The sequence below is a fragment of the Sphingopyxis sp. H053 genome, assembly GCF_001468225.1.
Classification (GTDB): Bacteria; Pseudomonadota; Alphaproteobacteria; order Sphingomonadales; family Sphingomonadaceae; genus Sphingopyxis.
Genome location: NZ_LNRU01000016.1, coordinates 1 through 25393, shown reverse-complemented (window position 1 = coordinate 25393; position 25393 = coordinate 1). Strand labels below are relative to the sequence as shown.

Here is a 25393-nt window from a genome sequence, read left to right as displayed (position 1 = left end):
ATGCGCAACACTGATAGCGGCACCCGCCTTCGCGGGGGCGACGAAGGAATTGAAATGACCGACAAAAGCATCGACCAGATCATGCGCCTCGCGCCCGTCATCCCCGTGATCGTCATCGACCGCGTCGAGGATGCGGTGCCGATGGCCGAGGCGCTCGTCGCGGGGGGGCTCAAGGTGCTCGAAGTGACGATGCGCACGCCGGCCGCGCTCGATGCCATTGCGGCGATGAAGAAGGTGCCGGGCGCTGTGGTCGGCGCCGGGACGGTACTCAACACTCGGATGCTGAAGGACGCCCTCGATGCGGGCTCCGAATTCATCGTCTCGCCGGGCCTCACCGACAGCCTTGGCGAAGCGGCGGTGGCGAGCGGTGTCCCCTTCCTGCCCGGGGTCGCCAATGCGTCGAACATCATGGCGGGGCTCGACCTCGGGCTCGACAGTTTCAAATTCTTTCCCGCGGCGACGAGCGGCGGGATCCCGGCGCTGAAGGCGCTCGCGGGGCCGTTCGGCGGGATCAATTTCTGCCCAACCGGCGGGATCAGCGCCGCGACCGCGCCCGAGTGGCTCGCGCTGGGGCCGGTGCTGTGCGTCGGCGGCAGCTGGGTCGTGCCGTCGGGCCCGCTCGACCCCGCGCGGATCGAAGCACTGGCGCGCGAGGCTGCAGCCCTCGCATCCTAACCCGGACCACGAATTGGGCGCATTGATAAACGCCATCTTTACTGCCATCGTGCAGAGAAAGGCGGCAATATAGCCGCTTGGTGGGGAGATGCGCGTGCCGAGGCCGCAGCCGCATTTGGAAGAAGTCCTGGCGTCCGAACCCGGACCGCATATCGCCGCGCTGTTCGATTTCGACGGCACGATCATCTCGGGCTACTCGGCGACCGCGATGTTGCGCGAGAAATTCCAGCGCCGCGAAATGTCGATGGAGGAAATCGCCGAGACCGCGCAGGTCGTCGCGCAGCATAGTCTCGGCACCATCGGTTTTTCGGGGCTGATGTCGGGCGCCGCCAAATTCATGAAGGGCGTCGAGGAAGAGAGCTTTATCGAATTCGGCGAGGAACTCTACAAAAAGCATATCGCGCGCAAAATCTATCCCGAGACGCGCGCGATCATCGAGGCGCATCAGGCAAAAGGTCACCGCGTCGCGATCATCTCGTCGGCAACGATCTACCAGATCGAACCGACCGCGCGCGACCTTGGCATCACCGACATCAAATGCTCGGCCTATGAGATCGAGGACGGCGTCTTCACCGGCGAGATCATCCGGCCCTTGTGTTTCGGCGAAGGGAAGGTGCTCGCGGCCGAGGAACTCGCCGCCGAATATGGCCTCGATCTCGACAACAGCTTTTTCTATTCGGACAGCGACGACGATATCGAACTGCTCGAACGCGTTGGCAAACCCCGGCCGCTCAACCCGAACCTGAAGCTCAAGGCAATCGCCGACGAGCATGGCTGGCCGGTCCAGCGCTTCGCGAGCCGCGGGACGCCGAGCTGGGTCGATTATACCCGTACCATCTACGCCACCGGCTCGCTCGTCGGCGCCTTTGCCGCGGGACTGCCGATCTGGGCGCTGACACGCTCGCAGCGAGAGGCGGCGAATTTCTCGATCGGGCTGTTCGGCGATTTCGCGACCGCGATCACCGGGGTCGAGCTGGAGGTCGAGGACGAGAAGCATCTCTGGTCCTCGCGCCCGTGCGTCTTCATCTTCAACCATCAGAGCAAGGCGGACGTGATGATCCTCGCCAAGCTCATCCGCCGCGACATGGGCGGGGTGGGCAAGAAAGAGATCAAGGACATCCCCATCCTCGGCAAGCTGATGGAATGGGGCGGCACCGTCTTCGTCGACCGCGCCGACGGCAAGAGCGCGATCAAGGCAATGGAGCCGCTGGTCGATGCGATCAAGGTCGAAGGCAAGTCGATATGCATCTCGCCCGAGGGCACGCGCAGCCTGACGCCGAAACTCGAGCCGTTCAAAAAGGGTGCGTTCCATCTGGCGATGCAGGCCGGCGTGCCGATCGTCCCGATCGTGATTCACAATGCTACCGACGTTGCGCCGAAGAACGAGTTCGTCATGCGCCCCGCGACGGTGCGCGTCACCGTGCTGCCGCCGGTCGACACGTCGAAGTGGAGCCCGCGGACGATTAATACGCATGTCCGCGACGTGCGGAACATGTTCCTGCGCACGCTGGGACAGCCCGAGGAAAGCGTGGCGGAATCGGTGGCAACCGAGGCTGCGCCGGAGGCGAAACCGGAAAAGGCGACCAAGAAGGCGCCTGAGAAGCCTGCCATCAAAAAGAAGCCACCTGCCAAGAAAATCGCTCCCAAGAAAAAGGCGGTCGGGAAAGCCGCTAAGACATGACGGCCCATTTCCTCCCCGTTCGCATCGAGCGAAGTCGAGATGCCCATCGGGACGGCGCTTGCTCTCGGGGTGTCTCGACTTCGCTCGACACGAACGGGTCTTTGGCGGAGCGTCATTGAACGGTGGCCGACGGAACGCCCCGCACCCCAATCGTGGCGGAGCAGGCGGCCGACCGGCTCTATATCATCGACGCGCGCAATGGGGTCGAGCAGCGTCTGTTGCTCGACTGGATTCATGCGACGAGTGGCGATGACGAGCCGGCGTGGGCGAGCCTCGACATCGAGGACGGCGATCATGCGCTGCCCGTCGACGTGCTGCGGGCGCGGCTCGGCGGCGCGCCGTCGCGGCAGATCGTGCCGCTGCGCGTCGCGTGGCGCATTCCGGGTTTCGACAAGGAGCGCGCGCTCAAATTCCGCCACCTGATCTTTGGCGATCCGCGTCATCCGGGTCCTTTGCGGTCGCGGTTGATCCTGCTTCGTGATCGTCGCCGCGCCCAGATATTGGTCGGTGAAGCGGCAACGCTCGATGTGCTGCGCGACCGTTTCTGCGCGCAGACCGGCGGCGGCGATGGCGAAGGCGCCGAGAGCCCTGAATTTGCGGGCTTCGTCGCGCGGCAAGCCGCGCTTGCGCTCGACGTTGCCGAGCGCGGTATTCGCGGCACGCGCTACAAGGTCCCGCGTTTCGTCGCCGATGGCCTGCGCACCAGCCCCAAATTCCGCGCCGCGCTCGCCGAGCTTTCAGAGAAGACCGGGCGCCCGGTCGCCGATCTCTTCCGCGAAGCGCGGCCACTGATGAAGGAAGTGATCGCGCGGCCCTCGGCGCTGTTCCTCGACCTGCGCGCCCGGCTCGATCGCATGATGTTCGGCGGTTATGCGCCCGAAATGGAAATCGACGCGACGGAGCTTGCCAAGCTGCGTTCGATCCTGCGCGAGCATCCGACAGCGATCCTCTTCACGCACAAAACCTATATCGACGGCGCGACACCCAGCCGGCTTGCCTATGAGAACGACCTGCCGATGCTGCACAGCTTCGGCGGGGCGAACCTCGATTTCGCGGTCATGGGCGAATTCTTCCGCCGCTCGGGAATGATCTTCATCCGGCGCAGCTTCCAGGACCAGCCGGTCTACAAGCTCGTGCTGCGCCACTATATCGCGTGGCTGCTCGCCAAGCGCTTCCCGCTGAGCTGGGCGTTCGAGGGCACGCGCTCGCGCCTCGGCAAGCTGATGCCGCCCAAATACGGTCTGATGAAATATGTCCTCGACGCCGCGCACGCGACCGGGACGCGCGGTGTCCATTTCGTGCCCTTCGTCACCAGCTTCGACCTGATCCGCGACGTCGAGGAATATGCCGCCGAACAGACCGGCCGGAACAAGAAGCCCGAGAGCCTGTCGTGGTTCCTCGGCTATATGAAGAGCCTCAAGGAGCCTTCGGGCCGCATCCGGCTCGACATCGGCAATCCTGTGGTGATCGACGCCGCGCCGGCCCCCGACGACAAACGCGCGCTCGAAACAATCGCCTTTGCCGTCGCGGTCGAGGCCAATCGCGTCACGCCGCTGACCGTCACCTCGGTGATGTGCCTGATCCTGCTCGGCATGGCGCCGCGCGGCGCGACCGCCGCCGAACTGCTCGGCGCGATCGGCGCGGTGACCGACTGGGCGCGGGTGCGCGACATTCGGCTTAGCAGCGAACTCGAGAGCGGCGACGATGCTGCGCTCTCGGCGACGGTCGACACGCTCGTCGCGAGCGGGTTGCTGACGCGCTACGAGGCGGGCAGCGAGAATGTCTATTCGATCGACCCCGCCAAACATCCGATGGCGAGCTATTACCGCAACATCATCGCGCATCATTTCCTCGATCGCGCGATGATTGAGCTGGCGCTGTTCGAGCTGCGCGACGGCGACAGCGGCGATGCGACCGCCGCCTTCTGGGCGAAGATCGACCGGCTGCGCGACCTGTTCAAATTCGAATTCTTCTACCCGCCGCGGGGCGAGCATCTTGCCGCGATCGAGGCCGAGCTGACGCGCATCGACCCGGTGTGGGACCGCCGCCTCGCCAGCGGTGATCGCGGCATCGCGCAGCTCCTCCGGCGGTGTCAGCCGGTCGTCGGTCACGCGATATTGCTTCCCTTTGCGGAGGCCTATTCGGTCGTCGCCGAACTGCTCGCGCGCGCGAAGCCCGGCGACGTCGTCGACGAACAGGCGTTGCTCGACGCGGCACTCGTCGAAGGCAAACAGGCCTGGCTGTTGCGCCGCATCAGCAGCGAGGCGGCGATCGGGAAATTGCTCTTCGCGAACGGCCTGTCGCTGATGCGCCATATGGGGCTGACAACCGACGCGACCCCGCCGAACCTCGCCGCGCGCCGCGCGCTGCTGATGGAACTGCGCGGTCTCGCCAACGTCATGGAAACGATGCGCCTCTCGACCGTGGCGCTTGCCGACCGGTTGCCCGGTTCAGGAGGATAGGATGCTCAAACAGCTCAGCGCGCAGGACGCCCAATTCCTCTACACGCAGACCGCGAACAATCTGACGCACATCATGGGGGTCTATATCTACGATCCCGCGACCGCGCCCGGCGGCTTCGTGCGCTTCAAGGACATCATCCGCCACGTCGAAAGCCGCGTTCACACGTCGCCCCTGTTCAAGCGCCGCCTGCATCGCCTGCCATTCGACATGGACCATCCCTATTGGGTCGAGGACGAGCATTTCGATATCGAGGCGCATATGAGCCACGCGCGGCTGCCCGAACCCGGCGACTGGCGGCAATTCTGCATCGCGGTCGCGCGCTGGTTCTCAAAGCCGATGGATATGAATCGGCCGCTCTGGGACATCTATATCATCGAGGGGCTCGACCGCATCCCGGGCATCCCGAAGGGCAGCTTCGCGATGCTCCACCGTGTCCACCACGCAGCGGTCGACGGCGCGTCGGGCGCGCATGCCTTCATCGCGATGAGCGACATCGATGCGAAGGGCACCCCCGCGATAGCCGAACCGCCGCCGGTCGAGGAGCTGGGCAAGGCGCCGTCGAGCGCCGAAACGATCTCGCGCGCCTGGTCGGCGTCGATGCAGTCGCCGGTCAAGTTCATGAACGCGCTGATGAAGATGTCGCCCGCGATCATCTCGTCGGCGAGGCGGTCGATCGCCGAGGGCGGCATGACCGCCGGCGTCCCCGAAACGCGCTTCAACGTGCCGGTCGGGCCGCACAAGATGTTTGACGCGACCACCGTGGCGCTCGCCGATGTCGCCGAGATCCGCAAGAAGGTGCCCGGCGCGACGGTCAACGATGTTGTTCTCACCACCGTGGGCGGGGCGCTGCGCAAATATCTCGCGAAGCACAAGGAATTGCCGAAGGACAGCCTCGTCGCGGTCGCGCCGATCAATTTGCGCGGCAAGGGCGGGAAGGCGTCGAAACCGGGAAACCAGGTGTCGGCGATGAGCGTGCCGATCCGCACCGACATCGCCGATCCGCTCGCGCGGCTCGCGGCGATCCGCGACTATACGGTCGAAGCGAAGGAGGCGAAGGCCGGCGTCAGCGCGCGCATCATGACCGACCTGTCGCAGCATATCCCCGGCGCGACGATGGCCGCGGTCGCGCGGCTCGTCACCAGCGAGCGCTTCGCGGTGCGCGGCACGAACCTGTTCATCTCGAACGTGCCGGGGGCGCAGGTGCCGCTCTATCTCGCCGGCGCGCAGCTTGTGCAGCAGCACGGCATGGCGCCGCTCGCGAACAACATGGGGCTGTTCGTCGCGACCCCCAGCTACAACGGCCGCATCGCTTTCTCGCTCATCTCCGAACGCGCGGTGATGCCTGACATCGCCTTTTTCCGTGAATGCATCGAGGAAAGTTTCGCCGACCTGATGGCGGCGGTGCCGAAGCCCGAAAAGCCCAAAGCCGCTACGGCAGAGCCGAAACCCGTGGCCAAGCCCAAGCCGAAACCGAAAGCCGTCCAGAAACCTGCCGCGAAGCCCAAGGTGAAACCGGTTGCTAAAGCGAACGCAACCGGCAAGACTCCCAGAAAATAGACCATGCTCTCGCAGGATTACCGAATGCTTTTCACCCCGACGCTCAGCGCCGACCGCGATCTTGTGACCGCACCCGACTATATCGCATGGGCCAAGGCGGCTCGCGAACATGACCGGAAATCTGGATTGCAGGCGTGGCGCGACGCCGACGAAAGCAAGCATTTCGATTACAAGGCGATCCGCGCGCGGCTCGAAAAACTGCGCAAGCTGTCGGCCGCGGGTGACGTCAAGGGGCTGCTCTTCGTCCTCAACGAAGGCATCCACGGCAATATCGACGGCATGGGGCACGAGCGGCTGTATCAAAAGGCGCGCTTCGGGACGAAAAAGCTGGTCGAGGATTATGTCGCCGAGGTCGTCGCATCGCTCGACAAGATCGCCGCCGCGCGCAGCATCAGCCGCGAGGAAAAGCGCGACTTCTTCCGCCGCGCCCAGCATTGCTACGGCCGCTCGGCGCTGCTGCTCTCGGGTTCGGGCAGCTTCCTCTTCTTCCATATCGGTGTCGTGAAGGCTCTCTGGGAAGAAGGCGTCCTGCCCGCGATCATGTCGGGCGCGAGCGGCGGGTCGATCGTCGCCGCGATCGTCTGCACGCGCAAGAACGCCGACATCGGCGCCTTCCTCGAAAGCAACCGCCTCGCCAATCCCGCTCGCGATCCCGAACAAAGGCGCCTCGCGCCCGACGAGGTGCGCGAGCGCCTCGCCGACCTGATCCCCGACCTGACCTTTCAGGAAGCCTATGAGATCAGCGGCCGCCACCTCAACGTTTCGGTCGCGCCCGCCGAAAAGCATCAGAACGGCCGGCTTTTGAACGCGATCACCGCGCCCAATGTGCTGATCCGCGAAGCCGTGCTCGCGTCGTGCGCGGTGCCTGGCGTCTTCCCGCCGGTGATGCTGATGGCGCGCGACGACAAGGGCGAGCGCATCCCGTATCAGCCCGACCGGCGCTGGGTCGACGGCTCGGTGACGCACGACATTCCGACCAAGCGGCTCGAACGCCTTTACGGGGTCAACCATCATATCGTCAGCCAGGCGAACCCGATCGCGCTGCCCTTCGCGACCGACACGCGCAAGCAGATGGCGCCGATCGAGGCGATCCAGCACGCGTCGATGGCGACCTTCAAGGCGTGGCTCAACGCGAACATGGTGATTTTCCAGAAGCCGCTCGAGCTGATTCCGCCGCTCAACAGCCTCGCGAACATGGCGCGGTCGGTGATCAATCAGGAATATACCGGCGATATCAACATCATCCGCCCGCCCAAATTCTGGTCGCCGACGAAGATCCTGTCCGATCTCGCGCAGGAGGATATCGACGAACTGATCGACACGGGCGAACGCACCGCATGGCCGAAGGTCGAGATGGTGCGCACCCAGACCGCGATCAGCCGTGCGCTCGAAGCCATATTGGCCAAGATCGACAAGGCGGGCGACGACGGCCCCGGGCATCGCAGCGCGGCGCTGAAGAAAGCGGTTCGCTGAGTATGGCGGCGGGGGCGGTGATCCTGCCGGCAGGATCTGCGGGCGCGGGGGCAAAGCTCCACGTCACCCACTGGCTGCCCAAAGGGCGCCCGCGTGCGATCGTCTTGCTCGCGCACGGCTATGCCGAACACGCCGGGCGCTACGAATATGTCGCCAAGCGGCTGATCGACGCAGGCTATGCCATCTATGCGGTCGACCATTGGGGGCACGGCAATTCGGATGGGGAGGGCGGTTTTGTCCCGCGCTTTTCCGCCTTTCTCGACGGCATGGCCGAACTGCTGACGCTCGTCGAAATCAACCATGCCGATACGCCGCGCCTGCTGCTCGGGCACAGCATGGGCGGGCTGATCGCGACCTTGTTCCTTGTCGAGCGCCAAAATGCTTTTGTCGCGGCCGCGGTGTCCGGTCCCGCGATCCTGCCCGCCGAACCGCCGTCGCGCTTCACCGTCTGGATCAGCCGCTTTCTCTCGCGCTTCTTCCCGCGCCTCGGCGTGCTCTCGCTCGATGCCAATGGCGTCAGCCGCGACCCGCAAGTGGTCGCCGCCTATCAGGCCGATCCGCTCGTCTATGAGGGCAAGATCGGCGCAAGGCTCGGCAAGGAGTTCATGGATGCGATGGCGGTCGCGCAGGCCGACGCGCCAAAGATCAAGCTGCCGATCCTGATCCAGCACGGCGAGGCCGACCGGCTCACCGCCCCGGCGGGGTCGCGCTATTTGTTCGACAATGTCGGCTCGGCCGACAAGCGCCTCGAAATCTATCCCGGCCTGTTCCACGAAATCTACAACGAGCCCGAACGCGACGCGGTGCTGGGCGATCTGATCGACTGGTTCGACACACATGTCCCGGATGTTTCTCAGCCGCCCCTTTCACGCTGAAGGGTGGGGCAGGCCCGAGCAGGACGGACGGCAAGGGTGACCGGGCCGCATAGCCGCCGCCGATTAAACCGATTGACCACGCTCACCGATCCCATCACAAAAGGCGTGAGCTTCGGCTCGGGGGAATATTGGGGGGGATATGGAAAAGGCGATATGGCTTTTGATGGCTGGCGCGCTGTTCGCGCAGCCGGTCGCGGCGCGTGCGGCGGAGACCAACGCGGACACGCCCGAGGAGATAGCCGAAGATGCGGCGCGCGATCTCAAGGACAGTCGCTTTTACAACAAGCCCGGCGCCAGCCGGGCGGAATATGATGCCGATTGGCAAAGCTGCCGGTTGATCGCGCGCGGGTCTCAGACACCAGCCGGATCGGTTCCGATCTATAATCCGGCGATGTATAATCCAGCGATCTCACCGCTTGCGGCGGGTATCGGAGGCGGGATCGGCGCGGCCATCGGCGCCGCGATCGTCGAGGGCCAGATGCGCCGGACCAACCGGCGGAACTGCTTGCTGATCAAAGGGTGGCGCCTGGTCGAGCTGCCTGCGGCGCAATCGGCGAAGGTCGCCGCCATGTCCGACGCCGAACGGCAAAGCTATTTCGAGACCGTCGTCGGTGCCCAGACGGTCGACGGCACCATCACCGAAATGACAAGCTTCACCCCGGTGGCCGATGACAGGCTGAACATGAACGGCGCGCTTGCCGGCCCGGCGTCGTTGTTTCTGGGCAAGAAAGTCGACCCCGCAGCCCCATTTGCGCTCGGGGAAAATGAAGGCGGTCTGGTCGTTGCATTCCGGCGCAACGATGCCGGAAGTGCGGGACGCTCGGGTCGCGTTCAGATCCGTCGCTTCGATCGAGAAAATGGGGACCTTTTCTATCAGCCCCGCGACTGGAAGAAAAAGGGCGATCGCACGACCTATGCCAGCGAATTTGTCAGCAAGGACAAGAAGGCGGCTTATGAATTGCAAGTCGTGAAGCTGACGCCCGGCTGGTATGTATTGCAAACCGATGCGGTGGGCATGGTTCCGCCGAACACGACAAACTGCTTTGGCGCGCCGGCTTTCGAGGTGAAGGCGGGCGAATATGCGTATCTCGCCGACGCGACGCCCTTCTTGGACGCTGCGCTTGCAACGGGCCGCCGGCATACCGGCATGGGCTATGCGCGCAATTTCAACGAGGCCAAGGCCGCCATGGCGGGTTTCCAGCCCGATGTGGCTGCGCGGATGGCCGAAGCCAGAATCGAAAATCTTGCGACCTATAGCTGCGCCGGACAGGTGATGACGCGCATGGATTTCCCGGGCGTGACCGACACCGTTCCCGCGCCCGTCGCCAGGAGCGTGCCCGCCGTCGCGGCGTCGGAGGATAACAAGGCGGTGCTTGCGGCGTCGCAGGGGTCGACACTGACGGAATAAATGGCAGGATCACGGCCATGAGAATCCTCCTCGTGCTGATCTTCGCGCCGCTGATCGCGCTCGCGCTGATGTATTTCATCTTTCCCGGCCGCCTCGTCGCGCTCGGGCGCGCCTTGCTCCGCCGCCGCGGCGGAATGGTGCAGAAGAGCGTTGCCGTCGACGGCCGCATCTGGCCATATCTCGAGGGCGGCGACCCGTCGAAGCCGCTCCTCCTCCTCGTCCACGGCTTTGCCGGTGACAAGGATAATTGGTCGATGATCGCGCCGTACCTCACGCGCGATTACCATGTCATCGCGCCCGACCTGCCGGGGTTTGGCGAGAATGAGCGCAATCCCGACCTCGCCTATGACCTCCAGGCGCAAACCGCGCGGCTCAAGGCATTTGCCGACACGCTCGGGCTCCAGCGCCCGCACGTCGCCGGCAACAGCATGGGCGGCTGGATCGCGCTGCGCTACGCGATCGACTATCCGGACGCGCTCGCCAGCCTGACCCTGCTCGACAATGCCGGGGTCAATGGCGCGAATGAGAGCGCGCTTCAAAAACTGGCGGCGAGCGAGGACTACAACCCGCTCGTCCTTGCTGGCCTTGAGGATGCCGACCGGCTGGTGGCGATGGTGGTCCACAAGCCGCCCTATATCCCGTCGCGTTTGAAGCCGGTCCTTTATGCCGACGCGCTCAAATATCGCGACCAGCTCGACACGATCTTCTGGGTGATCGCGACCGAGGGCCGCGACCATCCGCTCAACGACCGGCTCGGCGAGGTGAAGGCGCCGACGCTGATCATCTGGGGGCGCCACGACCAACTGCTCGACGTCAGCTGCGTTCCCGTACTCGAAGCGGGCATCGCCGGCAGCGTCTCGCATATCTTCGACCATGTCGGCCATGTCCCGATGATCGAGGATCCGAAGGCGACCGCCGCGGTGATGAAGGGCTTTCTTGCCAAGCTTCCATAATCAGTCGTCACCCCGGACTTGATCCGGGGTCCATGACCGCCGGAGCAGCCGTGGATGCCGGATCAAGTCCGGCATGACGAACAAGGATGAAGCGCTCGCTTGCCAACCTGTCGTTCCGGCGCCAGTCTCTCCCGAAACAGGGAGAGGCCAATGCGGTTGAAGGTGGGGCTGCTCGGCGGGGGCAGTTGGGGGACGACGGTCGCCTCGGTGGTGTCGCGCAATGCGCCGATCACGCTGTGGGCGCGCGACGCCGAGACCGTGGAGGATATCAACACGCATCACGAGAACCGCAAATATCTGCCCGGTATCGCGCTGCCGCCGGTCCTCCGCGCCACGAACGACATGGCCGAAGTTGTGGCTGGCGCCGACGTGCTCGTGATGGGGGTGCCCTCGCACAGCTTCCGCGCGGTGCTCGAGGAAGCGAAGACTCATCTTCGTCCATGGGTGCCGGTCATCAGCCTCACCAAGGGGCTCGAGCTTTCCTCCGGCAAGCGGATGACCGAACTGATCGAGGAAGTGCTGCCCGGCCATCCCGTCGGCGTGCTCACCGGGCCCAATCTCGCGCGCGAGATCATGACGGGGCAGGCTGCGGCGAGCGTCTTGTCGATGGAGGACGAGATCGTCGTGCGCGCGCTGCAACCCGTGTTCCATTCGGGGCTGTTCCGCGTCTACACCAACACCGACCTGCTCGGCTGCGAGCTCGGCGGGGTACTCAAGAATATCATCGCGATCGCGGTCGGGATGGGTGACGGGCTCGGTGCGGGGGACAACACCCGCTCCGCGCTGATGACACGCGGGCTTTCGGAGATTACCCGGCTTGGCGTCGCGATGGGCGGGCGGGCCGAAACCTTTGCCGGCCTCACCGGCATGGGCGATCTGATCGCGACCTGCACCAGCCCCTTGTCGCGCAACCGCCATGTCGGGGTCGAACTCGGCAAGGGACGCCCGATCGAGGAGATTATCGCGGGCATGAACATGGTCGCCGAGGGGGTGAAGAGCGCGCCGACGGTGATCGCGCTGGCCGAAAAACATGGCCTCGACATGCCGATCGCGCGCGATGTGTTCGATGTGACGCAGGGAAAACGCAGCGCACAGGACGTGTTTCGGGGTCTGCTTCGCTCCGCCGTCGGCGACGAAGCGCACCCCGGATGAGCGTTTCCACCGCGACCCGTGCCATTTCGGCGTTCAGCCGGGAAGAAAAGCGCGATCTGTTTCGTTGACTCCCCTGACCGCCCCGAACGGGCGGGCAATCAGGAGATGGACGATGAAAAAATGGACCACCCTCGCTGTTCTCGTGGCTCTCCCCGCCACGGCCGCGGTCGCTGCCGTTCCCTATGGCTCAATGCCGCCGGGATTCGAGGCGCCGCAAATCCGCACCTCGCCGATCGCGGGCATCGTCAACCAGCAATGGTATAATTACAAAGCCGATATTCTTGAGGCGGAGAAGGAGCTGACCAGCGACCTTCGTCATTCGACCGACCGCGAGGACCGCTGGGACGCGTGGGATGAATGGCAGACCGAGGTGGTCGATGCCGACAAGGACTATGTCAAGGAAATGCGCGAGAAGGGCTATCGCACCGGCCGCGTGACCGTCGGCGGATAAATCCTGTCGAGTTCCCCGGAGCCTTGCTCTGGGTCGCAGGGAAGGGCGGGTGTCATGGGGCACCCGCCCTTTCTTGTGTCACGACTTGGCTTCGGCCAGCAGCGCCTTCGCCTCCTTGCCCTGCCAGTCGATGGCGCCCACGACGCGCCAGACCTCGCGCCCGTCGGCGTCATAATAGATGCTCGTCGGCAAAGCGCTGTTCGCCGCGTCGAGCAGGCCGTTCTGCGGGTCGATATAGGGTTGGAGCGCTTTCAGTCCCGCCTTCTGGAACCATGGGTCGACAATTTCCGCCCCCTGCAAATCCTGCGCGACGGCAATCACCGTCATCCGTTCGGCGCTTTGCGCCGCGAGCGCATCGAGCGTCGGCATTTCGGCGACGCAGGGCGCGCACCAGGTCGCCCACAGGTTGACGAGCAGCGGCTTCCCGCGAAACGACGCGAGCGTCACCGGCGCGTCGTCGGGGCCACGAAAGCCGACCGTGGGCGCGAGCGCGCCCTTGTGACTGCGATCGACAATATACTCGAACTGCCCGGGCCCCTTCGCTTGGCCCGCCGAAACATTTGCTTGGCCTTGCCCGGCTTGCCCGTCCGGCTGCTTTTCCCTATCGCAGCCGGCGATTGATCCGGCCAGAAGCACGGCGAGGATCGCAAGGGACGGATTTGGGACGCGGCGGATGGCGAATACTCCGGATAGCAACAGCATGTGGGGCGGCCGCTTCGGTGGCGGACCCGCCGCGATCATGCAAGAGATTAACGCCTCGATCCCCGTCGACAAGCGATTGTGGGAAGAAGATATCGCCGCGAGCCGCGCGCACGCCGCGATGCTCGGTGCGGCGGGCATCATCGGCGCCGACGACGCCGTTGTGATCGACCGCGGCCTTGCGCAGATCGCCGACGAGTTCGCCGCGAACGGCGTCCCCGTCGACCTCGCGCTCGAAGACATCCACATGACCGTCGAATCGCGGCTCAAGGACCTCGTCGGCGAAGCCGCCGGGCGGCTCCACACCGCGCGTTCGCGCAACGATCAGGTCGCGACCGATTTCCGCCTGTGGACGCGCACCGCCTGCGAGCGCATCGACGCGGGATTGCAGGCGATCCAGACCGCGCTGCTCGCGCGCGCCGACGAACATGCGGGCAGCATCATGCCGGGCTTCACGCACCTGCAGGTCGCGCAGCCGGTAACGCTCGGCCATCATCTGCTCGCTTATGTCGAGATGTTCGGCCGCGACCGCAGCCGCTTTGCCGATGCCCGCCGCCGCCTCAACGAATCGCCGCTCGGCGCAGCCGCGCTCGCGGGAACCGGCTTCCCGGTCGACCGCCACGCCACCGCCGCCGCGCTCGGCTTCGACCGCCCGATGGCGAACAGCATCGATGCCGTCTCCGACCGCGACTTCGCGCTCGAATTCTGTGCATCCGCATCGATTTCCGCGATCCACCTGTCGCGTCTCGCCGAGGAAATCGTGATCTGGGCGAGCCAGCCCTTCGGCTTCATCAGCCTGCCCGACGCCTGGTCGACCGGCAGCTCGATCATGCCGCAAAAGCGCAACCCCGACGCCGCCGAACTGGTACGCGGGCGCGCGGGCCTGTTGCTCGGTGCGTTCCAGCGGCTCGCCGTGATCGTGAAGGGCTTGCCGCTCACCTATTCGAAGGATTTGCAGGACGACAAGGAAACTGTCTTCGGCGCCTTCGACGCGCTCGCGCTGTCGCTCGCCGCGATGACCGGCATGGTCGAAACGCTGACCTTCCGCACCGACCGCATGCGCGCGCTCGCCGCATCGGGCTATTCGACCGCGACCGACCTTGCCGACTGGCTGGTGCGCGAGGCCGGGCTGCCGTTCCGCGAGGCGCATCATGTCGTCGGCTCGTGCGTCAAGCGCGCCGAGGAACTCGGCGTCGAACTGTCGGCGCTGCCCGAAACCGACGCCGCGGCGATCCATGCCGCGGTGACACCCGAGGTGCTCGCGGCGCTGACCGTCGAAGCGTCGGTCGCCAGCCGCTTGAGCTATGGCGGGACGGCGCCCGAACGGGTAAGGCAGGCCATCGCCGCGGCCCGTGCGGCGCTCGAAGGAACGATTTGATGGCGACTAAGCGCCTCATCCTTGTTGGCATGGCTGCAATCGCGCTGCTCGGCGCGTGCGGCAGCAAGGAAGATCTGAAGCCCGTGGCAGGCCAGCCTGCACCGGTGATTCCCGTCGGCGCGACCCGCGCCCCGACTACGGAGGAGCTTACGACGCCTGACGCGCAGGCCCGGCCCGCGCGCAGCGACGAACTTCTCAAACGGTCTGAACAACGCGAACCCGACGATTTCGATCTGCCGCCTCCGGGCTGATTGAAACCGAATATACCTACCCGTTCGTGTCGAGCGAAGTCGAGACACCCATCAGCGTGGCGTTGCCCTTCGAGGCATCTCGACGTCGCTCGATGCGAACGGAAAAAGATAATCAGGATTTGTTTCAATGAATCATTTTGAACTTCGTGACGGCGTGATGCACGCCGAGGATATTCCGCTGCCGCGCATTGCCGAGGAAATCGGCACCCCCGTCTATGTCTATTCGCGCGCGACGCTCGAACGTCATGCGCAGGCGTTTCGTGACGGGCTGAAGGATGTTCCGAGGAAGCATCTCGCTTTTGCGATCAAGAGCAACCCCAACCTCGGCGTGCTGCGCGTTCTCGCGCGGCAGGGCTATGGCGCCGACGTCGTATCGGGCGGCGAGCTCGAACGCGCGCTCGCGGCGGGCATGGCGGCCGAGGACATCGTCTTTTCGGGCGTCGGCAAGACGCGCGCCGAACTGGCGCTGGGGCTCGACCGCGGCATCGGCCAGTTCAACATCGAGCACGAGCCCGAGGGTGTGGCACTCGCCGAAATCGCGCTCGCAAAGGAAATGACCGCGCCCGCGGTGCTGCGCGTCAATCCCGACGTCGACGCGGGCACGCATGCCAAAATCTCGACCGGCAAGGCCGATAACAAGTTCGGCGTCGGGATCGACGTCGCGCCCGAAATCTTCGCCCGGCTGTCGGCGCTGCCGGGGCTCAACTTGCGCGGCATCGCGGTCCATATCGGCAGCCAGCTCACCAGCCTCGCCCCGTTCGAGGCGGCGTTCAAGCGCGTGGGCGAACTCGTCGCCGAGCTGCGCGCCGCGGGTCACAGCATCACCCATGTCGACCTCGGCGGCGGGCTTGGCGTGCCATATCGGGCGGGCGACAATATCATTCCGCCGTCGCCCGCCGACTATGGCGCGATGGTCGCGCGCGTAACGCGCGATTGGGACGTCACGCTGATGTTCGAACCCGGCCGCGTGATCGCGGGCAATTCGGGGGTTTTGCTGACCGAGACATTGTGGGTGAAACCCGGCGCAACGCACCCCTTCGTCATCGTCGATGCGGCAATGAACGACCTTGCCAGGCCCGCGCTCTATGACGCCTGGCACGATTTCGTCGCGGTAAAGCCGTCGGGCGAGACGATGACCGCGTCGATCGTTGGGCCGGTCTGCGAAACCGGCGACACCTTCGCGCGCGACCGGCTGATCGACAAGGTCGAGGCGGGTGATCTCGCGGTCTTCTGCAGCGCGGGCGCTTATGGCGCGACGATGGCGTCGACCTACAACAGCCGCAGTCTCGTTCCCGAGGTGCTCGTCGACGGCGACCGCTATGCCGTTGTCGCCGACCGGATCACGGCGGGCACGATCATGGCCGCCGAGCGCGTACCCGACTGGATCGACTGACGATGGAACAGCTTCCCATCTTCCTGAACTTGTCCGGCCGCACGGTCGTGCTGGTCGGGAAGGGGGAAGCCGCCGATGCCAAGGCGCGGCTGATCGTGCGCGCGGGCGGGCGGATCGTGCCGGCGTGGGAAGAAGGCGCGACGATCGCTTTCGTCGCGCTGGACGATGAAGACGCGGCACGCGCCGCGGCGCAGGCGCTTCGCGCGCGCGGGCTTCTCGTCAATGTCGTCGACCGCCCCGCGCTTTGCGATTTCACCACCCCGGCGATCGTCGACCGCGCGCCGGTGACGATCGCGATCGGGACGGGCGGGGCATCGGCGGGCCTCGCAAAAGCCGTCCGCCAGCGCATCGAAGCCTTGCTTCCCGCCCGCCTCGGCGCGCTCGCCGCGGCGCTCCACGCCGCGCGCGGCGCGATGAAGGCGCGCTGGCCCGCCGCCGCCGACCGTCGCCGCGCAATCGATGCCGCGCTCGCGAGCGGCGGCGCGCTCGATCCGCTCGGCACCGATGCGGCGGATAAGGTCGAGCGCTGGCTGGCGAGCGAAACCCCGAGCCAGCCATCGCGCCTCGAAACCATCGTCCTGGCAAGCGCCGATCCCGACGACCTCACGCTCCGCGCCGCGCGCCTGCTCGGCGAGGCCGATCATATCTTCCACCCGGCGGACGTGCCCGCCGCCATTCGCGACCGCGCCCGCGCCGACGCGGTGCGTCACATCGCCGATGCCCCCCCTGTCGACCCGCCGCCCGGCCTGTCGCTCTGGCTTTTGCCTCCATGAGCCCGGTCCACCCGCTCTATGCCGTCATGGAGCCGACGATTTTCGAGCATATGTCGGGGCTCGCGCGGGCGCATGACGCGATCAACCTGGGGCAGGGCTTTCCTGACGAGCCGCCGCATCCCGACATGATCGCCGCAGCGGCGCGCGCACTCGCCGAAAAGTCGAACCAATATCCGCCGGCGTTCGGGCTCCCCGAACTGCGCGGCGCGATCTGCACCTTCTACGCGCGGCGGCAGGGGCTGGCGCTGATCCGCGAACAGGTGATCGTGACCTCGGGCGCGACCGAAGCGCTTGCCGCAGCCATCCTCGCGTTCGTCGCGCCGGGCGACGAGGTGATCCTGTTCCAGCCCGCCTATGACAGTTACGCGCCGATGGTGCGCCGCGCCGGGGGTATCCCGGTCTCGATCGCGCTCACCCCGCCCGACTGGCGCTACGATGCCGGGCAGCTCGCCGCAGCAATCACGCCGCGCACCCGCGTCCTCATCCTCAACGATCCGCTCAATCCAGCCGGCACGGTCGCGAGCGAGGCCGAACTGGCTATGATCGCCGACGCCTGCGTGCGCCACGACCTCGTCGCGATCTGCGACGAGGTCTGGGAGGATGTCCGCTTCGACGACACGCCGCACCGCTCGCTGCTGTCCTTCCCGGGCATGGCCGAGCGCGCAGTGAAGATCGGCTCGGCGGGCAAGATCTTCGGTCTGACAGGATGGAAGACCGGCTGGCTATGCGCAGCGCCCGAAATGGCAACAGCGCTCGGCCGCGCGCACCAGTTCCTCACATTCACGACGCCGCCCGCGCTGCAATGGGCGGTGGCGGAAGGGCTGGGTCGCCCCGATGCATGGTTCGCTGCGCAGCGCGAGCGCTGGGCCGCATCGCGCCGTCGCCTCGGCGACGCGCTGAGCGCCGCCGGCTTCACCGTCCTACCGAACGCCGCGACCTGGTTCCTGTGCATCGACTTCGCGGCGTCGGGGATCGCGCTCTCCGACTGTGAGTTCAGCGAACGCGCAGTGCGCGAAGCGGGGGTCGCCTCGATCCCCGTCTCGGCGCTTTTCGAAGGCGACGGGCCGCGCCACATCCTCCGCCTCTGTTTCGCCAAAGACGGCGCGATACTCGACGAGGCCGTCCGCCGCCTCGTCGCCTTTCGCGACACATTGCGCGCCGAAAAAGCCTAGGGCGCGATCGCCAGCCCGTCGCCATTCTTCCCCGCGGCGATCCGGCGCAGCACTTCGCCGCTCGCGACGTCGATCTCGGCAACCTTGTCGTGCCCCGTTTCGGCCGCATAAAGCCGCTTCGAATCCGCGCTGAACAGCAACGTGACCTGCCCCTTGGCCTGCTCGCCCGACACCTTGATTGTCTTCAGCGGCGCGCGCGTTTCGGCGTCGAACAGGCTGATCGTGCCGCTCGCGATATTGCTTGTCGCGACCAGCTTGCCGTCGGGGCTCGCCAGCACGCGGATCGCGACCGGGTCGACCGGCTGCTCGGCGATTTTCTTGCCGGTCTTCGTATCCCAGATCGACACGCGCGGCGCATCGAGGTCGCCGACCCACAGCTCGCGCCCGCGCTTCGTCAGTGCCAGCCCTTCGGGCTTGCCGCCGATGGTCAGGTCGCGCAGCTTCTTCGCGGTCTTGAGGTCGAGCACGCTCACCGTCCCCGCCGCGATATTCGCGGTGTAAGCGGTGCGGTTGTCGGGCGCGACGACGATCATGTGCGTGCCCTTCTGCCCCGTCGAAATCGACGTCAGCTTGCCATCGGGGGCCACCACCGCGACCGACTCGCTGCCCTCGGTCGTCGCGACCAGCCGCCCGTCGGACAGCCACAGCAGCCCGTGCGGCCGCTGATTGGGGCTGAGGTCGATCGTCCGGAGCTTGGTCCGGCTCGCCACGTCGAACACATCGATCGTCGTGCTACCATAGGCGACGACCGCCGCCTGCCTGCCGTCGGGCGAAATCGCGATCTCGTGCGGCATCTTGCCCGTCGGCAGCCGCGCCAGCTCCTCCCCCGACGCCAGCGCGATGACGCTCAGCGTGTCCTCGCCCTTGTTGCCGACAAGCAAGGTTTCGGCGGCCGCGGGTGCGGCGAGCGACAGGGTACAAAGGATGGCGGCGATAAGGCGGCGCATGGCAAGTCTCCCGGTTTCGAAGGCGCCAGCCTATCCCCGGCGCACACCGCCGCAACCCCGCTTCGACCAGCGACATGGCCGCGATTACGATAAGTTAACTGGGAAGCGCGCCCGCGCCTTCCTAGCCCTGTTCACGGCGGCAGGTCGCGCCGCCGTTCAGGACAGGAGGGGGAATATGGGTCTGCCAACCATCGATATCGAGGCGCTGCCTTTGCTTGACACCGCAGTCGGATTGTTCGGCTCGCTGATGGGCGAAAGTGCATCATCGGGGCCGTCGGTCTTCGAACTCGCTGTCGCGATCGCGATGATCGTCTACGACTGAGCTGCGGCGGGAACGGAGGGCGCCACCAACCCGGCGCCCTTCGTTCCCCCGCTTTTCGAGGGTGCCGTCATGCCATCCCGCCACGATCATTTTCCCCGCGCCGATGTCGCGCGCCGTCGGACGATGCGCCGCGCGGTCGCAGACCTCGACGCCGCATGGAGCGCGGCCGACAGCGCCCCCGACGGGCTGCTGACCGCCATCGCGGCGCTCGCCGACGCCCCCGCCGATGTTGCGATAACGCGCCTTCTCCCCTGGCTCTCCAACACACACTGGCTCCGCGACCGGCTCGATGCGGCGCTGGCGTTGCTCGCCGCCGATCCCTTTACGCGCCCACCGCTGCGAATGGTGGGGGGCGGCGATGGCGGCCCGGGCGGCTTGGTTCTCGCCGATCATGGGGCGATCCGCCTGACACTCCAGCTACGGCCGTTCACCGCGAATGGCGTCCCGGCCGGCACCGCGGTCTTCGTCCCCGGCCGCGCGGCGATCCATGTCCTCGACTGCGGCGACGCAGAGCTTCGCGCGCATGCCGTGGCGGTCAGCGCGGTCGAGGAAGCCGGCGGCTTCACCGCCAAGGCCGCCGCATCATGCCACAGCCAGCCGCCGCGCCCGTTGCGGACTGGCGAGACGTTGATCCTCGACACCGCGCGCCAAAGCTTCACGCTTCAGGGCGCTAGCAGCGACATCCTCTTCCTTGAACTCATCGTCCAGCAGCCGTCCCGTCTCCCGATCCGCGGCTATGACATCGCAAGCGGCCGCCTGACCCACGTCAGCGCCTCGCGCCGCGACAGCAGCTTCCGCCAGATGGCGCTCGCGCTGCTGCGCCAGCTTGGCCGCACCGACGCGGCGCCGCTTTTCGTCGCCGAGACGGCAAGCGAGGATTTCGCCGCGCGCTGGAACACGATGCGCGAACTCGTCGCGCTCGACCCCGCGGCGGCGCTTCCGCACCTCGGCGTGATGGCGGCGAGCGATCCGCATCCCGAGGTTCGCAGCGCCGCCGCGGCGACGCATAGGCTCTTCTCCCTGCCTTCCGGTGAGACGGGGCGGGAGGGGGGTGGAGGGCCGGGGCCTTGCACAAGCCCGGCGCCCTCCACCCCCAAACCGGCGCCCCGCGCGAAGGGGTCGACCCCATGCCCCGCCTGATCGACCCGCCCGCGGGTCCCGCGCTCGATATCGAAGAGGTGACCGCGCGCCTCGACGAAAGCGGCGTCGACCTCGCCGACGAAGCGAGTATTGCGCGCTGCGCCGACCTCCTCGCCGGCCTCGCCCGCAACCCCGACTTTCTCGCCGACCGCGTGATCGCCGCGCTCAAGGCAAGCTACGCCGACCAACTCACCCTCAACCGCTATACGGCGCAGGTCTTCCTCATCCACCGCAGCCCGCGCGGCTTTTACCTCCGCGCCAACATGTGGCCGTCCGGCCGCGACGCCGCTTTCACCGCGAGCGGCCCCGCGGCCTTCTCCTACGGCGTCCCGCACGACCATAATTTCAGCTTCCTCACCGCGGGCTATTTCGGCCCCGGCTATGTCAGCGACTATTATGATTACGACCCCGAAACCGTCGACGGCCGCCTCGGCGAGTCGCTGAACCTGACATTCGTCGAGCGCAGCAGCTTAAGCCACGGCAAGATGATGCTCTACCGCACCCATCGCGACATCCACAGCCAGCTCCCGCCGCCCAGCCTCTCGGTCAGCCTCAACATCATGGACGAGGGCGACCAGGTCCCATGGCGCGACCAGTATATCGTCGATCTCGAGCATGGCTCGATCGCCAAACGCCCGACGCTGACCAGCAGCGAAATGCTGCTCCGCTGCGCGGTGCATCTGACGGAGGATGGGAAGGACGTCGCCGAGCAGTTCGCCAAGGCGCATCCGGTGCCAAGGGTGCGCGCGAACGCGATTGCGGCGCTGGCGGCGGCGGAGGAGGGCGAGGACAGGGTGGCGGTGCTGGAGCGGGGGATGCGCGATGGCGCTGCGCGGGTGCGCGATGATTGCGAAAGGTGGCTGACCTTCTAACCTCGCCGCCAGATCCTCCACGTCTTCGCGGCCAGAAACCGCTTTCCTACATTATCGCGCCATGCCAGCGTCCCTCTGCTCGCTCTTTGATTCGTTGGAAATCTGCGGCTCCGCCGCAACGCATCCGTGGCGAAAGGTCGGACCTTTGCAACCTTGCGCCCTGGACGGCACGCACGCCCCGCGCTCGGCCGCCTGCGGAAGCCGAAAAGGGGTGCGTCACGGGGCTGAACTTCGCTGAACTTTGGATCAAAATTGCACCGCCCGTTCCGGGGCGCCCACTCCCTGCTGACAGCGCGCATTTCCGCTGCTAGTGGGCCTTCCATGACAACCCCGCTTTCGCATATCCGCAACTTCTCCATCATCGCGCACATCGATCATGGCAAGTCGACGCTCGCCGACCGGCTCATCCAGTTCACGGGCGGGCTGACCGCGCGCGAGATGTCGGCGCAAGTCCTTGATAATATGGACATCGAGAAGGAGCGCGGGATCACGATCAAGGCGCAGACGGTGCGCCTGAAGTATAAGGCGCACGACGGCGAGACGTATGAGCTCAACCTGATGGACACGCCCGGCCACGTCGACTTCGCCTATGAGGTGTCGCGGTCGCTCGCGGCGTGTGAGGGCGCGCTGCTCGTCGTCGATGCGGCGCAGGGGGTCGAGGCGCAGACGCTCGCGAACGTCTATCAGTCGATCGAGCACGACCATGAGATCGTCCCGGTGATCAACAAGATCGACCTGCCCGCGGCCGACGTCGACAAGGTGAAGGCCGAGATCGAGGACATCATCGGGCTGCCCGCCGACGACGCGGTGCTCGCCAGCGCGAAGGCCGGGATCGGCATCGAGGAAGCGCTCGAGGCGATCGTCACGCGCATCCCGCCGCCGAAGGGCGACGCGACCGCGCCACTCGTCGCGATGCTCGTCGACAGCTGGTACGACCCCTATCTCGGCGTCGTCATCCTGATCCGCGTGATCGACGGCGTGCTGAAAAAAGGTCAGCAGATCAAATTCATGCAGGCGGGCACCACCCATCTGATCGACCGCGTCGGCTGTTTCACGCCCAAGATCGAGCAGCTCAGCGAGCTCGGCCCCGGCGAAATCGGCTTCATCACCGCGCAGATCAAGGACGTCGCACAGGCGCGCGTCGGCGACACGGTGACCGACGCGAAAAAGCCCGCGGCGCAGGCGCTGCCGGGGTTCAAGGAAGTCCAGCCCGTCGTCTTCTGCGGCATGTTCCCGACCGACGCGAACGACTTCGAAAAATTGCGCGAGAGCATCCAGAAGCTCCGCCTCAACGATGCGAGCTTCTCGTTCGAGATGGAAAGCTCGGCCGCGCTCGGCTTCGGCTTCCGCTGCGGCTTCCTCGGCCTGCTCCACCTCGAGATCATCCAGGAGCGGCTGACCCGCGAGTACGACCTCGACCTGATCACCACCGCGCCGTCGGTGGTGTACAAGCTCAAGCTCGGCCACACCAAGAATGAGGCGGCGAAGGAGATCGAGCTCCACAACCCCGCCGACATGCCCGACCCGAACCGCATCGACGAAATTCAGGAACCGTGGATCGAGGCGGTGATTTATGTGCCCGACGACTATCTCGGCCCGATCCTGAAGCTGTGCCAGGACCGCCGCGGGGTGCAGAAGAATCTGACCTATGTCGGCGGCCGCGCGCAGATCACCTATGAACTGCCGCTCAACGAGGTCGTGTTCGATTTCTACGACCGGCTGAAGAGCATCAGCCGCGGTTACGCCAGCTTCGACTATCACCAGATCGGCCACCGCCCCGGCGATCTCGTCAAGATGAGCATCCTCGTCAACAACGAACCGGTCGACGCGCTGAGCATGATCGTCCACCGCGGCACCGCCGAAACGCGCGGCCGCGGCATGTGCGAGCGCCTCAAGGACCTGATCCCGCGCCATATGTTCAAGATCCCGATCCAGGCCGCGATCGGCGGCAAGGTGATCGCCCGCGAAACCATCGCCGCACTGCGCAAGGACGTGACCGCCAAATGCTATGGCGGCGACGCGAGCCGCAAGAAGAAGCTGCTGGAAAAGCAGAAAGAGGGCAAAAAGCGGATGCGCGAATATGGGAATGTGAACATTCCGCAGGAGGCGTTTATTGCGGCGCTGCGGATGGGGGATGATGCTTAGCTGCCAGTTTGCGGCCGATCTAAGTCGTCGCAGCTTGCGCGACAGCAACCTGAAAGCTCCCGTTTGAGCCAAGCCGCCTGACTGTCATACTTCGTCGGCAAAGATTGCATCGCGTCCGGCCAAGATATGGGCTAGCCGGCGCACGCACTGATTGACCCACGGGTCTGGCAAGCTGTTCTTGCGCTTGAGTAATCGCTCGGTGCGCGTGCGAAGCTCGTGGGAGTCGCAAAACTCGTCGACTGTCTCGCGCTCGATGATGTAGCCCGGAGGCACGAATAAACTGGCCAAAGTCCCGATTGCCTTTGCGGAGGAAAGTTGCCGCGTCAGTGATCGACGCAGCGCCTCGTCCCAAGCGCCGGATTGCGAAAGGATGAAGTAGAGCTCCATGCGCATGTCGCCGCGGGTGATCTTGCCATTGGCGAGGTCGCTTTCGCCGACTTCGCCCTCGATCATATGATCCTCGTAGCGTTCGAACCAGATCTCGTCCTCTTCGCCGCCCTCGGTCCAGCGGACATGGTCGGCGGGGGGCGGGGCGGGGTTCGACAGGTCGCCGCCCTCGGCCGCCTCCCAGTCGACATTGCCCGACCCGGCCGACAGCGGGACGATCATGTCGGGGTGGTGCATGTGCCATTCGTGCTTTTGCGGGTTGGTGTAGGCGTCCTCGCGCCGCGCCGCGGCCCAATCGGTGCCGGGGCCGGTGAGCAGGTCCCACGCGGCGCGCTTGACCGGGTCGTGCGAAATCTTGCGCTGATAGGCGGTGCGGATGATGCGGAGGCGGTCGTCGAGGTCGGTCTCCTGCCGGTTCGCGCGCGCGTTATGTTCGAGCAGCTTTGCCTGGCGCTCGGCCTCCCACTCGGCCTGCCATTTCTCGCGCAGGCGGCGGATCGAATGCGGGAGCGCGGTGGCGGGGCCGTCGACGGGGTTGATGCCGCCGAAGCGTTCGGGGAAGCGGCTGGCGGCGATATGCTGCATCGCGCGGATGTGCGGCCGGCGGCGTTCGAGGATGACGCGGCCTTCCTTCGACAGCGTCTCGGGCACGCCATAGATCGCATATTCCATGAGCAGGTCGGCGACGCGGCGCGCGCCCGCCTCGACCGCTTTGTCCCATGCGGCGGCGAAGCTGTCTGCGTCGTCGCGCTTGCGCAGCTGGTAAAAGGCCGAGGTCGAGTGGCCCGCGATCTTCGCCGCCATGCTCACCGCGCCGGTCGCGGCGAGATGCGCGATGAACATCCGCTGCTTCTGGGCGGTGATGCCGGTCCAGCGTCTGGTGCGCTGTTCGACGGGGGTGAAGGCGAGTTCTTCGGGGAGGTCGTCGGGGTTAATTGCGGGGTCGGCCTCTGCGTCGATGACGGCGGGGAGGGGCGGGAGGATTTCCTGTTTCATGCGGGTTGGCTCCTGTGGTTCGTTATTGATTTAAGAACGAACCATATGGGAACAATGTAGGAAAGGGGAAATTGGAACCCCCTCGCGTCGTCATCCCGGACTTGATCCGGGGTCCATTTGCGCGCGGTTTGCTGGATCCCGGATCAAGTCGAACGAGCCACTTGTCTCGTGCGAGGATGACGAGGGAGGGGGTGATATCGCCCGCGCCCAACGCCGCCCCGTGTCAGGGG

Annotated in this window: 22 protein-coding genes; 19 read left to right on the top strand and 3 right to left on the bottom strand. The window is 65.9% G+C overall.

What is annotated here, in order from left to right:
- The first annotated feature begins 54 nt into the window (after window positions 1–54).
- The 10 genes from eda to ATE70_RS22150 all read left to right on the top strand — a co-directional run bounded on the left by eda (window position 55) and on the right by ATE70_RS22150 (window position 12688).
- Window positions 55–675, top strand: a complete 621-nt coding sequence (gene eda, locus ATE70_RS22195) for a bifunctional 4-hydroxy-2-oxoglutarate aldolase/2-dehydro-3-deoxy-phosphogluconate aldolase (RefSeq protein WP_058539774.1) — start codon at window positions 55–57, stop codon at window positions 673–675.
- Window positions 676–763: 88 nt separating this feature from the next.
- Window positions 764–2356 carry an HAD-IB family hydrolase gene (locus ATE70_RS22190; RefSeq protein WP_058539723.1) on the top strand — a complete coding sequence of 531 codons (1593 nt, stop codon included), beginning with the start codon at window positions 764–766 and terminating at the stop codon, window positions 2354–2356.
- A 152-nt stretch (window positions 2357–2508) separates the two neighbouring features.
- On the top strand, window positions 2509–4818 hold the full coding sequence (locus tag ATE70_RS22185) for a glycerol-3-phosphate 1-O-acyltransferase (protein ID WP_231740095.1): 2310 nt from the start codon (window positions 2509–2511) through the stop codon (window positions 4816–4818).
- A gap of 1 nt (window position 4819) precedes the next feature.
- Window positions 4820–6376, top strand: coding sequence for a WS/DGAT/MGAT family O-acyltransferase (locus ATE70_RS22180; protein WP_058539721.1), 1557 nt, complete (start codon window positions 4820–4822; stop codon window positions 6374–6376).
- Between the two features lie 24 nt (window positions 6377–6400).
- Window positions 6401–7849, top strand: coding sequence for a DUF3336 domain-containing protein (locus ATE70_RS22175; protein WP_058539773.1), 1449 nt, complete (start codon window positions 6401–6403; stop codon window positions 7847–7849).
- 2 nt (window positions 7850–7851) lie between these two features.
- A complete protein-coding gene (locus tag ATE70_RS22170) occupies window positions 7852–8724 on the top strand; it encodes an alpha/beta hydrolase (RefSeq protein WP_058539720.1) in 873 nt (290 codons plus the stop codon).
- Window positions 8725–8887: 163 nt separating this feature from the next.
- Window positions 8888–10132, top strand: a complete 1245-nt coding sequence (locus ATE70_RS22165; RefSeq protein WP_156419672.1) for a hypothetical protein — start codon at window positions 8888–8890, stop codon at window positions 10130–10132.
- 17 nt (window positions 10133–10149) lie between these two features.
- Entirely contained in the window at window positions 10150–11085 is a 936-nt protein-coding gene (locus ATE70_RS22160) for an alpha/beta fold hydrolase (protein ID WP_058539718.1), read from the top strand.
- A gap of 150 nt (window positions 11086–11235) precedes the next feature.
- Window positions 11236–12237 carry an NAD(P)H-dependent glycerol-3-phosphate dehydrogenase gene (locus tag ATE70_RS22155; RefSeq protein ID WP_058539717.1) on the top strand — a complete coding sequence of 334 codons (1002 nt, stop codon included), beginning with the start codon at window positions 11236–11238 and terminating at the stop codon, window positions 12235–12237.
- Between the two features lie 112 nt (window positions 12238–12349).
- Window positions 12350–12688: a hypothetical protein gene (locus tag ATE70_RS22150; protein WP_058539716.1), complete on the top strand. Its 339-nt coding sequence runs from the start codon at window positions 12350–12352 to the stop codon at window positions 12686–12688.
- 78 nt (window positions 12689–12766) lie between these two features.
- On the opposite strand, the gene ATE70_RS22145 is transcribed toward ATE70_RS22150, so the two are convergent.
- Window positions 12767–13324, bottom strand: a complete 558-nt coding sequence (locus tag ATE70_RS22145; protein ID WP_231732815.1) for a TlpA family protein disulfide reductase — start codon at window positions 13322–13324, stop codon at window positions 12767–12769.
- Window positions 13325–13388: 64 nt separating this feature from the next.
- On the opposite strand from ATE70_RS22145, the gene argH reads away from it, so the two are divergent.
- From argH to ATE70_RS22120, 5 genes are all read left to right on the top strand, one after another.
- Window positions 13389–14765 carry an argininosuccinate lyase gene (gene argH, locus ATE70_RS22140; protein WP_058539714.1) on the top strand — a complete coding sequence of 459 codons (1377 nt, stop codon included), beginning with the start codon at window positions 13389–13391 and terminating at the stop codon, window positions 14763–14765.
- Entirely contained in the window at window positions 14765–15016 is a 252-nt protein-coding gene (locus ATE70_RS22135; RefSeq protein ID WP_058539713.1) for a hypothetical protein, read from the top strand. Before argH ends, ATE70_RS22135 begins: the two co-directional genes overlap by 1 nt.
- A 127-nt stretch (window positions 15017–15143) precedes the next feature.
- Entirely contained in the window at window positions 15144–16409 is a 1266-nt protein-coding gene (gene lysA / locus ATE70_RS22130; protein ID WP_058539712.1) for a diaminopimelate decarboxylase, read from the top strand.
- A 2-nt stretch (window positions 16410–16411) separates the two neighbouring features.
- Window positions 16412–17182, top strand: a complete 771-nt coding sequence (locus ATE70_RS22125) for a precorrin-2 dehydrogenase/sirohydrochlorin ferrochelatase family protein (protein WP_058539711.1) — start codon at window positions 16412–16414, stop codon at window positions 17180–17182.
- Window positions 17179–18354 carry an aminotransferase gene (locus tag ATE70_RS22120; protein ID WP_058539710.1) on the top strand — a complete coding sequence of 392 codons (1176 nt, stop codon included), beginning with the start codon at window positions 17179–17181 and terminating at the stop codon, window positions 18352–18354. The genes ATE70_RS22125 and ATE70_RS22120 overlap by 4 nt, the downstream gene beginning before the upstream one ends.
- Here ATE70_RS22120 and ATE70_RS22115 read toward each other — a convergent pair.
- A complete protein-coding gene (locus ATE70_RS22115) occupies window positions 18351–19301 on the bottom strand; it encodes a beta-propeller fold lactonase family protein (RefSeq protein WP_058539709.1) in 951 nt (316 codons plus the stop codon). The two genes, ATE70_RS22120 and ATE70_RS22115, sit on opposite strands and share 4 nt — an antisense overlap.
- Window positions 19302–19476: 175 nt before the next feature.
- Between ATE70_RS22115 and ATE70_RS25000 the strand changes: the two genes are divergently transcribed.
- The 4 genes from ATE70_RS25000 to lepA all read left to right on the top strand — a co-directional run bounded on the left by ATE70_RS25000 (window position 19477) and on the right by lepA (window position 23780).
- On the top strand, window positions 19477–19623 hold the full coding sequence (locus ATE70_RS25000) for a hypothetical protein (RefSeq protein ID WP_156419673.1): 147 nt from the start codon (window positions 19477–19479) through the stop codon (window positions 19621–19623).
- A gap of 69 nt (window positions 19624–19692) precedes the next feature.
- Window positions 19693–20763, top strand: coding sequence for a HEAT repeat domain-containing protein (locus ATE70_RS22110; RefSeq protein ID WP_058539708.1), 1071 nt, complete (start codon window positions 19693–19695; stop codon window positions 20761–20763).
- Entirely contained in the window at window positions 20751–21635 is an 885-nt protein-coding gene (locus ATE70_RS22105) for a hypothetical protein (protein ID WP_058539707.1), read from the top strand. The genes ATE70_RS22110 and ATE70_RS22105 overlap by 13 nt, the downstream gene beginning before the upstream one ends.
- Window positions 21636–21956: 321 nt before the next feature.
- Window positions 21957–23780, top strand: coding sequence for a translation elongation factor 4 (gene lepA, locus ATE70_RS22100; protein ID WP_058539706.1), 1824 nt, complete (start codon window positions 21957–21959; stop codon window positions 23778–23780).
- Window positions 23781–23864: 84 nt separating this feature from the next.
- Here lepA and ATE70_RS22095 read toward each other — a convergent pair whose 3' ends face one another.
- Window positions 23865–25163: a hypothetical protein gene (locus tag ATE70_RS22095; protein ID WP_058539705.1), complete on the bottom strand. Its 1299-nt coding sequence runs from the start codon at window positions 25161–25163 to the stop codon at window positions 23865–23867.
- Window positions 25164–25393 lie beyond the last annotated feature (230 nt).

Bases quoted from the DNA above. Each gene is read 5' to 3' on its own strand.
- eda (WP_058539774.1), top strand. From the start codon at position 55: ATGACCGACAAAAGCATCGACCAGATCATGCGCCTCGCGCCCGTCATC.
- ATE70_RS22190 (WP_058539723.1), top strand. From the start codon at position 764: ATGCGCGTGCCGAGGCCGCAGCCGCATTTGGAAGAAGTCCTGGCGTCC.
- ATE70_RS22180 (WP_058539721.1), top strand. From the start codon at position 4,820: ATGCTCAAACAGCTCAGCGCGCAGGACGCCCAATTCCTCTACACGCAG.
- ATE70_RS22175 (WP_058539773.1), top strand. From the start codon at position 6,401: ATGCTTTTCACCCCGACGCTCAGCGCCGACCGCGATCTTGTGACCGCA.
- ATE70_RS22170 (WP_058539720.1), top strand. From the start codon at position 7,852: ATGGCGGCGGGGGCGGTGATCCTGCCGGCAGGATCTGCGGGCGCGGGG.
- ATE70_RS22165 (WP_156419672.1), top strand. From the start codon at position 8,888: ATGGCTGGCGCGCTGTTCGCGCAGCCGGTCGCGGCGCGTGCGGCGGAG.
- ATE70_RS22160 (WP_058539718.1), top strand. From the start codon at position 10,150: ATGAGAATCCTCCTCGTGCTGATCTTCGCGCCGCTGATCGCGCTCGCG.
- ATE70_RS22155 (WP_058539717.1), top strand. From the start codon at position 11,236: ATGCGGTTGAAGGTGGGGCTGCTCGGCGGGGGCAGTTGGGGGACGACG.
- ATE70_RS22150 (WP_058539716.1), top strand. From the start codon at position 12,350: ATGAAAAAATGGACCACCCTCGCTGTTCTCGTGGCTCTCCCCGCCACG.
- argH (WP_058539714.1), top strand. From the start codon at position 13,389: ATGTGGGGCGGCCGCTTCGGTGGCGGACCCGCCGCGATCATGCAAGAG.
- ATE70_RS22135 (WP_058539713.1), top strand. From the start codon at position 14,765: ATGGCGACTAAGCGCCTCATCCTTGTTGGCATGGCTGCAATCGCGCTG.
- lysA (WP_058539712.1), top strand. From the start codon at position 15,144: ATGAATCATTTTGAACTTCGTGACGGCGTGATGCACGCCGAGGATATT.
- ATE70_RS22125 (WP_058539711.1), top strand. From the start codon at position 16,412: ATGGAACAGCTTCCCATCTTCCTGAACTTGTCCGGCCGCACGGTCGTG.
- ATE70_RS22120 (WP_058539710.1), top strand. From the start codon at position 17,179: ATGAGCCCGGTCCACCCGCTCTATGCCGTCATGGAGCCGACGATTTTC.
- ATE70_RS22115 (WP_058539709.1), bottom strand. From the start codon at position 19,301: ATGCGCCGCCTTATCGCCGCCATCCTTTGTACCCTGTCGCTCGCCGCA.
- ATE70_RS25000 (WP_156419673.1), top strand. From the start codon at position 19,477: ATGGGTCTGCCAACCATCGATATCGAGGCGCTGCCTTTGCTTGACACC.
- ATE70_RS22110 (WP_058539708.1), top strand. From the start codon at position 19,693: ATGCCATCCCGCCACGATCATTTTCCCCGCGCCGATGTCGCGCGCCGT.
- ATE70_RS22105 (WP_058539707.1), top strand. From the start codon at position 20,751: ATGCCCCGCCTGATCGACCCGCCCGCGGGTCCCGCGCTCGATATCGAA.
- lepA (WP_058539706.1), top strand. From the start codon at position 21,957: ATGACAACCCCGCTTTCGCATATCCGCAACTTCTCCATCATCGCGCAC.
- ATE70_RS22095 (WP_058539705.1), bottom strand. From the start codon at position 25,163: ATGAAACAGGAAATCCTCCCGCCCCTCCCCGCCGTCATCGACGCAGAG.